The organism is Bacillus sp. M6-12 (genome assembly GCF_002860285.1).
Classification (GTDB): Bacteria; Bacillota; Bacilli; order Bacillales; family DSM-1321; genus Peribacillus.
In genome coordinates this window covers 1-10,798 of record NZ_PGVF01000019.1, presented here as the reverse complement: position 1 = coordinate 10,798, position 10,798 = coordinate 1, and the positions used below count along the sequence as shown (strand labels likewise).

At 40.5% G+C, this 10,798-nt stretch carries 8 protein-coding genes and 11 tRNA genes; 12 read left to right on the top strand and 7 right to left on the bottom strand.

Annotated features, from left to right (window positions below):
• Positions 1–45: 45 nt before the first annotated feature.
• From CVD28_RS19940 to CVD28_RS19885, 12 genes are all read left to right on the top strand, one after another.
• Positions 46–129 (top strand) — tRNA-Tyr (locus tag CVD28_RS19940).
• 10 nt (positions 130–139) lie between these two features.
• Positions 140–213 (top strand) — tRNA-Trp (locus CVD28_RS19935).
• Positions 214–222: 9 nt separating this feature from the next.
• Positions 223–298 (top strand) — tRNA-His (locus tag CVD28_RS19930).
• A gap of 14 nt (positions 299–312) precedes the next feature.
• Positions 313–387 (top strand) — tRNA-Gln (locus CVD28_RS19925).
• A gap of 32 nt (positions 388–419) precedes the next feature.
• A tRNA-Cys gene (locus CVD28_RS19920) sits at positions 420–493 on the top strand.
• A gap of 5 nt (positions 494–498) precedes the next feature.
• A tRNA-Leu gene (locus CVD28_RS19915) sits at positions 499–580 on the top strand.
• A 16-nt stretch (positions 581–596) separates the two neighbouring features.
• A tRNA-Gly gene (locus CVD28_RS19910) sits at positions 597–670 on the top strand.
• Between the two features lie 6 nt (positions 671–676).
• Positions 677–753 (top strand) — tRNA-Ile (locus CVD28_RS19905).
• A gap of 11 nt (positions 754–764) precedes the next feature.
• Positions 765–839 (top strand) — tRNA-Asn (locus tag CVD28_RS19900).
• Between the two features lie 11 nt (positions 840–850).
• Positions 851–938, top strand: a tRNA-Ser gene (locus tag CVD28_RS19895).
• 11 nt (positions 939–949) lie between these two features.
• Positions 950–1,023 (top strand) — tRNA-Arg (locus tag CVD28_RS19890).
• Positions 1,024–1,648: 625 nt separating this feature from the next.
• Positions 1,649–2,944 carry a replication protein gene (locus CVD28_RS19885; RefSeq protein WP_101595756.1) on the top strand — a complete coding sequence of 432 codons (1,296 nt, stop codon included), beginning with the start codon at positions 1,649–1,651 and terminating at the stop codon, positions 2,942–2,944.
• A gap of 1,093 nt (positions 2,945–4,037) precedes the next feature.
• On the opposite strand, the gene CVD28_RS19880 is transcribed toward CVD28_RS19885, so the two are convergent.
• From CVD28_RS19880 to CVD28_RS19850, 7 genes are all read right to left on the bottom strand, one after another.
• Positions 4,038–4,604 carry a helix-turn-helix domain-containing protein gene (locus tag CVD28_RS19880; protein ID WP_101595753.1) on the bottom strand — a complete coding sequence of 189 codons (567 nt, stop codon included), beginning with the start codon at positions 4,602–4,604 and terminating at the stop codon, positions 4,038–4,040.
• A 110-nt stretch (positions 4,605–4,714) separates the two neighbouring features.
• A complete protein-coding gene (locus tag CVD28_RS19875) occupies positions 4,715–5,629 on the bottom strand; it encodes a tyrosine-type recombinase/integrase (RefSeq protein WP_101595749.1) in 915 nt (304 codons plus the stop codon).
• A gap of 249 nt (positions 5,630–5,878) precedes the next feature.
• Positions 5,879–6,460 (bottom strand): hypothetical protein, encoded by a 582-nt coding sequence (locus CVD28_RS19870; protein WP_101595747.1) that lies wholly within the window; start codon positions 6,458–6,460, stop codon positions 5,879–5,881.
• Between the two features lie 24 nt (positions 6,461–6,484).
• Complete coding sequence (locus tag CVD28_RS19865; protein WP_101595744.1) at positions 6,485–7,243, bottom strand: hypothetical protein; 759 nt, start codon at positions 7,241–7,243, stop codon at positions 6,485–6,487.
• 847 nt (positions 7,244–8,090) lie between these two features.
• On the bottom strand, positions 8,091–8,438 hold the full coding sequence (locus CVD28_RS27585; protein ID WP_142384805.1) for a hypothetical protein: 348 nt from the start codon (positions 8,436–8,438) through the stop codon (positions 8,091–8,093).
• A gap of 462 nt (positions 8,439–8,900) precedes the next feature.
• Positions 8,901–9,173: a hypothetical protein gene (locus CVD28_RS19855; protein ID WP_101595759.1), complete on the bottom strand. Its 273-nt coding sequence runs from the start codon at positions 9,171–9,173 to the stop codon at positions 8,901–8,903.
• Positions 9,174–9,186: 13 nt separating this feature from the next.
• Positions 9,187–9,993, bottom strand: coding sequence for a ParA family protein (locus CVD28_RS19850; protein ID WP_101595738.1), 807 nt, complete (start codon positions 9,991–9,993; stop codon positions 9,187–9,189).
• Between the last annotated feature and the right edge of the window lie 805 nt (positions 9,994–10,798).

The following is a 10,798-nucleotide window of genomic DNA, read 5'->3' as shown; positions in this document are numbered from 1 at the left end:
ATTCCGTCCCAAGCCACCATTACCTTTAATATCCCTAAGAAGTATGGAGGGGTAGCGAAGTGGCTAAACGCGGCGGACTGTAAATCCGCTCCTTCGGGTTCGGCAGTTCGAATCTGCCCCCCTCCACCACTCATTTTATAGGGGTATAGTTTAAAGGTAGAACAGAGGTCTCCAAAACCTCCGGTGTGGGTTCAATTCCTACTACCCCTGCCAATAATTATGGCGGTTGTGGCGAAGTGGTTAACGCATCGGATTGTGGTTCCGACATTCGTGGGTTCGATTCCCATCATCCGCCCCATTTAATTTTTTTAGTGGGCTATAGCCAAGCGGTAAGGCAACGGACTTTGACTCCGTCATGCGTTGGTTCGAATCCAGCTAGCCCAGCCATTTTTATCTAGCAGCAAGTTTAAAACCGATTTGGCGGTATAGCCAAGTGGTAAGGCCAAGGTCTGCAAAACCTTTACCACCGGTTCAAATCCGGTTGCCGCCTCCATCTTTGCCGGTGTGGCGGAATTGGCAGACGCGCACGACTCAAAATCGTGTTCCGCAAGGAGTGTCGGTTCGACCCCGACCACCGGTATTAGCTTCAAATTTACGCGGGTGTAGTTTAATGGTAAAACCTCAGCCTTCCAAGCTGATGTCGTGAGTTCGATTCTCATCACCCGCTCCAATATATGGGCCTATAGCTCAGCTGGTTAGAGCGCACGCCTGATAAGCGTGAGGTCGATGGTTCGAGTCCATTTAGGCCCACCATATAAAATTGTTCCGCAGTAGCTCAGTGGTAGAGCATTCGGCTGTTAACCGAACGGTCGTAGGTTCGAGTCCTACCTGCGGAGCCATTTTTTTTTATGGGGAAGTACTCAAGAGGCTGAAGAGGCGCCCCTGCTAAGGGTGTAGGTCGGGTAACCGGCGCGAGGGTTCAAATCCCTCCTTCTCCGTCACATATTTTACGCCTTTAGCTCAGCAGGATAGAGCAACAGCCTTCTAAGCTGTCGGTCAGAGGTTCGAATCCTCTAAGGCGTGTTAATAACAACTAGTCCTATTGTGGATTAGTTTTTTTACTTTTTACCAAGACATAAATGTTTTTAAAAAACAAAATACTATTACATATATATCGATTAGATTGCACGGCTCAGTCGGTCAGGTCTTTTCCGACACCAGCCTCTAGCTAAAGCATGTGTCCCGGTCTCCAAAGCCCTGACCTCTATTCGAAGAAGTTTTCTCGCAAGCTTACTCAGCATGTAGCGATGCAGCCGTGAAGACAATTCTATTTATCAGTGGATTGAAGAAAAAGAATAAATAAACTTTCTTAACAAGAAACGTTTATTTATTTATTCTTTTTTTTACTCAAAGAAGATTTTTCGATCTAGTTCGCCGTCGAGAAAGCCCCTTTCTTCTATCCTTGGATATAAACCATATGAAAAAACGATACATATAAAAAGCCCCCTTAAAATAGGACCCCGTTTTTCATAATTTTGGATAGAAACGTCGAACTTTGGGTGCTAGAATATAAGATAAATAGAAAAACTCCCTACTGTTTGGCGACGGCGGGAGTTTCTCGGTAAGGGGTTCGTATACCCTTTTCATATTAATTTAATTTATTTTACCACGGTATACGACCCCTTTCCAGTGGGAAAGGGGAAAATTTATGGGAAATAGCAATGCGGCTAAACTGGCCCAGTACCATGCATGGTTTCAACACGAAGGGGCCGATGGATTCATTACCATCGCAAAAAAGACCGAGCGAGGTAAATTCAAGCAGTACCATTACAAGCCAGGCGAGTTAGCCCAGCAGCTTACAAAATGGCTGGGAGAGGACGTTTTCTTTAGTCAGAATACCTTTTATCGGCCACAGCGCGGCATAGAGAATATACGGCAGCTACGATCTTTGTATGTAGATCTGGACTTTTATTTATTTAATTTTGATCCATCTTGGGTGATGGGAAAGCTTGAGCATGAATTTTATGGCCAATCCATTCCGGAGCCTAATTTAATTATTTTTTCTGGTCAAGGTATTGTGCTAATTTGGCTCCTGGATCCTGTACCTTATAAAGCGTTGCCTTTATGGCAGGCAGTACAAAACTATTTACTGGAACAGCTGCAGGAATTAGGTGGCGATCCTAAAGCTGCAGATGCGGCCAGGGTATTTAGGGTAGCAGGCTCTGTTAATTCGAAAAACGGTGTCGAAGTACATGCGGAATACCGGCATGATGTTCGTTATCAGCTGCGGGATATTCAGTTTGATTATCTTCCGGACCTGAATGAAGAAATAAAACCATCCAAAAAGAAGCGGTTCGGTCGAAAAAAGAAAGTTGCACACCTATTTAATACATACAAGCTCCATTACGCTAGGTTCCTAGATTTAGTGAAATTGGTTCAGTTAAGAGAGCATGACGTAACCGGCTATCGGGAATTGATCTGTTTTTTGTATCGTTATTGGCTTTGCTGCTATTCGAACGACCCTGTAGAAGCGTTGCATCAGACCATGACGTTTAATTTGGAGTTTACCCATCCTTTACCCTTAAAGGAGGTAGAACGAGCTACAAAAAGCGCCGAGAAGGCTTGGGAAGCACGTAGTAACGAAGAAGCAAATCGTATCGCGATCGAGAAAGGATATCCCGGAGCTGGGTACAACATCTCCAATAAAAAGTTAATTAATTGGCTAGACATCACCGAAGATGAACAGAAGCACCTGCAGACCATTATAGCGGCTCCAGAAAAGAATCGCAGGAAACGCATCGCTAACATGGAAATGCGCCGTGAGCAGGGTGTGAAGCCGCGTGAAGAATATCTAAAGCAGGAACAGAAAAAAACGGAGGACAAGCTGTCCCTACTACGCGCAGCTTTAAAGGAAAATCCACAAGTAAAAGGGAAAGAACTGGCCAATCTTATTGGCGTAACTCCAGCTCGCATCACTCAATTAAAGAAGCAATTAAAAAATTAAATGGTCTGTACGCTTATATTAAGGGCGTTAGCCTGCTTCTTTCTCTCGCCAGTTTTAGGGTTCTCTTTGGGCTTGACTTTTGTGGTAAAAAAATTAAATGGTCTGTACGCTTATATTAAGGGCGTTAGCCTGCTTCTTTTTCTCGGAAATTAAAATAAGAGAGTCTAACCTTCTTTTATTATGTTTTATGGGGACACAGCCTCGGAGCGAGTAGCGGTAGGCAAGCGCTAGCGCGCAGGATTTAAAGATAGAAGCCCAGGATCCTGGTGATCCTCAGGGATGTTAACACCATTATTGTTATAGCCGGCCAGGTCTAAAGCTTGCGTCACTGTCTCCAAAGCTCTGCCCTCTACTTGAAGAAGCACTTTTGTAAGTATATTCACCATGCAGCCATGCTCGAATTCCATTCAGGGAGCAAAGAGCTGAGCATCGCTGCATTGAAAAAAAGGCAAAGAAGCAATAAACCCTTCTGCATGGCAAAAGGGTTTCCAGGTGCCGGTTAGAATTTAAAAAATAAAACCATTATAGAATGGCTAAACATCACTCCAGAAGAGCAACAACATTTACGAACTATTATCGATGGGAACGAAAAACGGAGAAGAAAACGGGAACGGGACAAGATTGCTTTTCGGGAAAAGCATGGATCTGTAAGCAGGAAAGAATATTTAGAAGAGCAAAAAGAGAAAACAGAGGATAAGCTTTGGCAGCTAAAACAAGCAATAGACAGACATCCGAAAGCAACCAAAGCAGATCTAGCCAAGCTTCTCGGCATACATAGATCCCATTTATACCGGCTATTTAAACAGCTATCTTAAAAGTGTCTCATGGTTCTCGCCCTTATATTATGGGCGTTAGCCTGTTTACTCTCTCCTTGAAGAAAAAAAAAGAAGTTTGATTAGTTTTTTATTTCTTTTCTAGGGGGAGACGGTCTCGGAGCGAGTAGCGGTAAGCAAGCGTTAGCGCGCAGGGCATTCTTGTTGTATTGTGGTTTATCTGAAATTATCATACTCAGAGCATCCCCAGCTGCCGTTTTCTTCAGATGGGGATGCTCTTGTTTTAGACCTTATAAAATGGGTTTTAAAAGAATACTTTACTACGACATGGATCCCCGGATATGTTCAATGAGTGAAAAAATTATTTGTTCTTCTAAGCTTTCGAAGTTTTTATCAAGCAAAAGCCGTTTTCGTCCAAACCCAAACGCTTCAAGTAAATAGAATATGCGAGGTTTACTATATCCCCGGCTATTTTCCAGGCAGGCTTTCCAAACTGCAGCTTCAAGATCTTTTGAATATCGGCGGTGTTGGATACATTCATGAATCCGAGTCTTCTTTAACTCTATATATCCCTCCCAAATATTTTTGTTGGCTAGTTCAATCCACATTTTGGTCCGAGCTTGTTCTTCAATTTTTTTAACATCAAATGTTGTATTGGATTTTTCAGTTTTATTTGCAATAATTGTTGTATTAAATTCATTTGGCATTCGTTTTTTAATAAATTCATCTAGTGAATCTTTTGGAATTAACCATCCTTCCTTGCGAGAAGCAGGCTTAATTCCTTTAATGATCCCTTGGCGTAACCATCTACGAACACTTTCTTTATGTGTTGTAATTTTATAAGATTTTAGTAAATTGAATACTTCATCTACGGTATACATTTTCATGATTGCGCCTCCTTTAATACAACAAATGATTTATTAAAGCCATTATAAAACAGTTGTTGTATTAAAAACAAACATAATGCCAACCGGCTTAAGATGGTTGGCATCTTTATCTAGAATTTCGGCAATGCATCCACGGCATCAGCCAGATCGTTGTATGAATCTTTAAGGTATTTACTTGTCGTAGCGATATTGCTGTGGCCTGCTAGCCTTCTTACCTTTTCAATATCATTATTTGTTGCCTTTAACATCCACTTACAAAAAGTATGCCGGAACATATGTGGCGTCAGCTTTCTCTTCGGCAAACTATAGCTCTCGATCATTGTTTGGATCCCGCGAATAGTGAACTTCGGAGAGCGTTGGCTGTAGAAAACATATGGAGAATCCATTACATGCTGCTTCTGCTCAGCCATTTCTGCTCTATAGGTTAACCAATCTTTAATTTCAGAAAATAACGTGTTAGATATCGGAAGAGTCCTGACTTTTCTTCCTTTACCTACTACCCGAAGACGTTTCAATTCTAAATCGATATCGGTTACTTTCAAATTAGAAAGTTCTTCGACGCGCAACCCAGCGTATGTTAGCAAATAAATAATAGCTCGATCCCGGCGGTACTTTTCTTCTGGATTTACTCCTCTGCTTTTGACCGGCTTTTTTCTTAACTTTTCAAGCAGAATCTCAAATTCATCCTCTGTTAGCCACATAATCTTTTCATAATCTTCATCAGCAGATTTTATATCCTGGATATCGTTCATTGGGTTGTGCTGCAATTTGTTATTTTTAGTTGCCCAAGAATAAAAACCTCTTAATGAATTTAGACGGCGGTTAACGGTGGTAATGGCCAGTGGTTTTAAATCTACTGGATTCATCATTTCGCTGATCCACTTGCGAATATCTGCAGAAGTGACATAATCATCGACTTTGATATTTAGTTCATCAAAAAAACAGTTCAGATCGTTTTTATAGGAGATAATTGTATTGTGAGATAGACCTCTTTGTTCTAAGTAAGAAATATATTCGGAAAACACGATTTTCACATCCTTAACTTATATGACGAGTTTGATAGACTTAAAAAGAGAGTAAATAAACCCGAAAACACTACATTATATGATGAGTATAGCATAAGTTAAGAGATTATGAACGTGTATAAAGTATATTATATGTCTAGTTAACTTTTTGAAATTAGTCTTTCTATCATAAGTTTAGATATGATTTTCCGGTATTACATATAAAAAAGCATGGAGAAATAATCTGCATGCTTTTTTGTGTATTTGTATTTATTGGTTATAACAAATAGTAGTTTTTGTTTGAGATTCAACATAGCAAGACTTTGTTGGAATTCCCATTTTTAGAAAATCGTCTTTGTAAATACATAGAAAGTCTTCAGCTTGTAATGGTGTTAGGGTTTGTAATTCTGGTGGTAATTCATGCATATACAGAAAATTTCGTCCTCTTATTTTATTTCCTAACAAAACTTTTGCCCCTTTATATGCTCCACGGTGTATATAGACTTTTTTAGGTGATAATTTAAAACAAACACCAATTCTAGTAGCTGCATCAAAAGCGGTTAATTGTTTCATTCCTTTAATTCTAACCAACAGATTAAGTAAATCATCAAATTCTGTAAGTTTTTGTATTGTATTGAAATTTTCAAATAAGAATTTTTCTAAATATGATTTCACACTTGTAGAAATTCGATATTGATGGGGATGGGTTTTCCCATTTGATTTTTTAGCCCATCCAACAAGATAACATAGTGTTTTAGGGTCATCTTTGTAACATTGATAAAACTTTAATTCCTCTTCTTTTTGTTCTCCATATTGTTTGAGAAAATCGTTTACAAGGTTTTTTAAAGTCATTTTATCAACCCTTTAAGTTTATTTTTACTCGCTATCCAGAGGACGTTTTGTGTTGTGTAAAATATTAAGTAAATCTGCTGCGGCTTTCCTTCGGCGCTCGGAATCATCAGATTTCATTTCTTCTTCTAAAATTCCTAATGCAGTGGCTCCTAAGGATTGGAGTTTATTTAATAATCCCGACTCCTCCATCCTTTCGTCAGACTTTGGATCTTTCTTTTCGCTTGTTTCTTCGAATATTGAAGGATCTGGCCTTGTTCCCTTGACTGGAGGGTTGTTAAGTATGACCTCTTTTTGTTCGTGTGAATTTTCAAATCCCAGGATTTCAGGAATGCCTGATGTCACAAAGGGATAAGGGAACTTTGTAACAGTGGTCATGTTTCTAAGAAGTGATCTTACTTCCTCTTTTAAATCACTTCTTTTGACCATAGCTTTCCACTTACAGGATCGACGGTGTTCCCATCTCCCTTCCTCAATTTCTTTAGCGAAGTAATCGCCTACAATGCCTATATGAACAAAATCATCATGATTGATTAAAACTACATCCCCATTTTTCATTACTTTTGCAAAAGTATTTAATGTACCTAAGTTAGTCGATAAAGACCTTCCTTCATATCCGTATTTGTCCGCCAATTCACGGCGAATCTCTTCCTTTGACAAATCTTCCATATTGGGTACTTTACTCCAGCCAATTTTCACATATCTTTTTGCCAAAAACTCTGCAGCCTTTTCGATTCCTCCAGGTTTAGTCTTCATTTGGAATAAATTAATGTTAAATATATTCATCCGTATACCTCCGTATAAATTTGTTTTTTTTGTATATAAAAAGATTATCACACCGTATTAAACCGTTTCAAACTGTATAATTTAAAATTTTACGAATACTTACGAATGTTTATGTTTATAATCTGATCATTACCATGGATTTTCTTTTGATGGATATTTTTTCGAAAAAGAATCTCCGATTTTTTACCACCAAATTACTGGTGACCCGTAGTCTTTTGGTTTGGGTGGGCCATGTGATAGGCTTGCTCTGCCGGAAGGCGCCAGTGTTTGAGTGAGGTACGAGCGAGTAGGTGCAATTCGGCAGCGACTACTTATCACATGAGCCCTGGGGCCCCGAACCAAAAGGAAACGGAAGCTACAGTGAGCAGGGAACTTGATTAGGACGATATGAGCTTCTTTGAGTTGGCATTCAAGGTTCTTCCTCGAGTTGCTTAGCGCCGGGTTCTGGAGCTTCCGGCCGGAAGCGAATGCTGGAGGCGGTTGGCGGAGGAGACCGGCGCGGACTTTGGCTGCTTCTGTGATTGGCTTAAGATACCTTCTTGAATTACCCAATTAAGAAGAAAAAAAGAAATAAACGTTCGTTGTTTGGAAGGTTCTTTCGCTTCGATATAGCGATGGGGAGCTTAAGCTTCTGCATTGGCTTCGAGCGTAGCTGCATGTGAGTTGGATTGTGCTTCTTTGAATTGAGGGCGGGGCTTTGGAGACCTGGGCCGGAAGCGTAGCTGGAGGTTAGGGGCGTAGAAGACCCGGTCGACTCTGTGCGAAGGCTCCCTGAGATGCTGAAAAGCGCTTATTCAATCTGTCCCTCGAGGATATGAGAGAGCAATAAACGCTTCGAAAGAAGGGTTTATTGCTTCCTTGCCTTTTCTTCAATGCAGCGATGCGAAGGCTTGTTTCTTGTAAGTTCTTCAAGCATGGCTGCATTCTGAGTAGGCTTGCAAGAATGCTTCTTCGAATAGAGGCTGGAGCTTTGGAGACCGAGACGGAAGCGCCAGCTGGAGGCCGTTGTCGGAGAAGATCCGGCCGGCTCCTGCGCGAGGCTTCTTCGAATTACTATAAAAGCCAGGCTGAATTCCTTGTTTTTAAAGAGAATTCTATTATCAGTTGAAGCAGGATAGGGCCAGTCGGAAATGTACGGAGTGTTTCCGACTGTTTGTGATGCATGCTTCCTCGAAATGCTCCCTTGAAGCCTCACAAAGCAGCCAAGCCCCCCGCCTTCCCAGTCCCCTTCAACCTTTAATCCTTCCTTGTTCGTGCAGCGCGTAGTGGAGCCTGTCGGAACGTTAAGACGCGCTAGCACATCGGTGGGAGGAGGGGGGGCGGTATCCTGCGTCCCTATTTGTAAGATAACCTCGGTAGAATAAGTAAGCCTGGCCTTCTTTGAATATGCCCTCATATATAGAAGAAAAGGAATCAACTCTTCGAGAGAAGTGTTGATCCTTCCTTGTTCTTGCTTCTAGCAGCGATGCGGAGCTGAGCTTCCTGGATTGGCTTCGAGCATGGCTGCATGGTGAGTAGGCTTGCATGGATGCTTCTTCGAATAGAGGTCGGAGCTTCGGAGACCGAGACGGAAGCGTTAGCTGGAGGCCGTTGTCGGAGGAGATCCGGCCGGCTTCTGGACGAAGGTCTCCCTGAGTTTCCTGAAAAGGACTTCTTGTTACTCCTTACTCTCCTTCAAATACCTCTCCAATGCCTCTTCAATTAAGATATATATATTCTTCTCCTGAACCAGTGCTTGCATTTTCAGTTCCTTATGTAAATCTGTTCGAAGATCAAAGGATACGCGTTTTCTCTCCACTTTCTTTTCTTCCTTTCTTGTTTCGTTGTTTTCTTGATTTGAAGAAACGTTGGTTGTTTGAGTGGATTCTTCTTCTCCTACCACTTCAGCCAGTGCTTGTGTAGGAGTGATGGTTTTTTGTAGACGTTTCATATTTTTAATATCATTAACTGCTGACTTGGATTTTGACACGTTCAATCAGCTCCTTATAAAAACTTTTATATTGATCTACTGCTTGTTTTAATTCTGAATTTCCGTTAAATCCATATAAGGCTAATCTTCCTACCGGTGCTTTTCGTGTAATTACCGTTTCAAATACCTCTTCTGGATAGTCCTCTTCAATCATTTCGTTAAATGCCTTTGCATCGTTACGTCTGACATCGTTTAATGTTCGAAGAATTCCCAGTACCTTGGTGCCTCGTTTTCCAAATTCATTTGCGCTTGCAACGGAATCCATGAAGTTTGGAATTGCAGAATAGCACCAGTTTGAGCTTTCGAACAAAACCACAACATAATCGCTTGCACATAATGCATTTGTTGTTTGCTCACTTAATGATGGCGGGGTATCAATTACAATAAAGTCATATTGATCCCGGATCTGATCCAAGGCAGCATCTAATATCAAACTAGGATTTCCGCTAAAGGGTATAGTTTCACCTTGATATGTTTTCCCTGTATATATCCAACGAGGGAGTGTAGCTAAGAAATTATTAGCAGGCAGCAGATCGAGATTATCGCTGATTGGCACTATGTATTGTTTAACATCATTATGCTGGATTGCCTCTAATACCGATTTTCCCATAAATTCGTTAGACGGCTGCTCAGATAAAAGTTCAGTTAGATTACCCTGAGAGTCCATATCTATGGCCAGAACACGATAGCCATCCTCTTTTAACAAGTAAGATAAAATGCCTGTTGTAGTTGACTTTCCACATCCGCCTTTTTGAATTCCCATTGTAATAGTAATAGCCATTTTCTGCACCTTCCTTTCTTCCAACGTTGTTTTCTTCTTTTAAAATTCTATACTAATTTATAAAATTCCTCTACAAAATTAGGTGATTTAATAGAAATACATTTTTACAATATGGAAATTGTATTAGCGAAATTCGGTAATGCGAAAAAAGGGATAATGTTACGAGCGAAAGTCCAGGCAAAGGGTTTTATATTGTCGAGGGAACTTAAACCTTTTACACTCCCCCTTCCGAATTAGTTTCCCGAAAAAAAGGCTGGTTGTTACAGCGTGAGTGTGCCCTCTATTTCACGTGGGCTTTTTATATATATCGGGCAATAAATGCCGGGAGAAATTAGACTATAAAGATCTTGTTCCCTTAGATTTTGTAAACAAAAAAAATTTATCCTTTCTTAATTCTTACACTCATTCCAGTTAGTCGCTGAATCTTGATAATAACGGTTCCGAATTGGTTTGGAATGCGTTCTGAACAAAGTTCTGAATAAGTTCTGAACCTCTATATAAGGAGAGGCAGTTCTTTAAAAGAATATTATTCGAAAGAACTTCGGAACCTTTTCGGAAGGAGAAAGCCTTCTTTCTTCATATTAAAGATAACTGGATTAATCATTGTTGAGGAAAACGTTTCGTAGAAGTTGACAACCGTTTTTGTTTTTGTTAATATAAATTATGTCGATGAGACACATCATATTTTGAGATGAATTTAAAAACTTCTTCGCAGAAGTTGACACCCGGTTTAGCTTATGTTACACTTGGTAAGTCGCTTCTGAGAGAACAACTTTATAGTTGATTTAATCAGAAAGACAAATGA

What these genes read in the sequence shown, in the direction of transcription:
- CVD28_RS19885 (WP_101595756.1), top strand. Translation starts at nt 1,649, where the DNA reads ATGGGAAATAGCAATGCGGCTAAACTGGCCCAGTACCATGCATGGTTT.
- CVD28_RS19880 (WP_101595753.1), bottom strand. Translation starts at nt 4,604, where the DNA reads ATGAAAATGTATACCGTAGATGAAGTATTCAATTTACTAAAATCTTAT.
- CVD28_RS19870 (WP_101595747.1), bottom strand. Translation starts at nt 6,460, where the DNA reads ATGACTTTAAAAAACCTTGTAAACGATTTTCTCAAACAATATGGAGAA.
- CVD28_RS19865 (WP_101595744.1), bottom strand. Translation starts at nt 7,243, where the DNA reads ATGAATATATTTAACATTAATTTATTCCAAATGAAGACTAAACCTGGA.
- CVD28_RS19855 (WP_101595759.1), bottom strand. Translation starts at nt 9,173, where the DNA reads ATGAAACGTCTACAAAAAACCATCACTCCTACACAAGCACTGGCTGAA.
- CVD28_RS19850 (WP_101595738.1), bottom strand. Translation starts at nt 9,993, where the DNA reads ATGGCTATTACTATTACAATGGGAATTCAAAAAGGCGGATGTGGAAAG.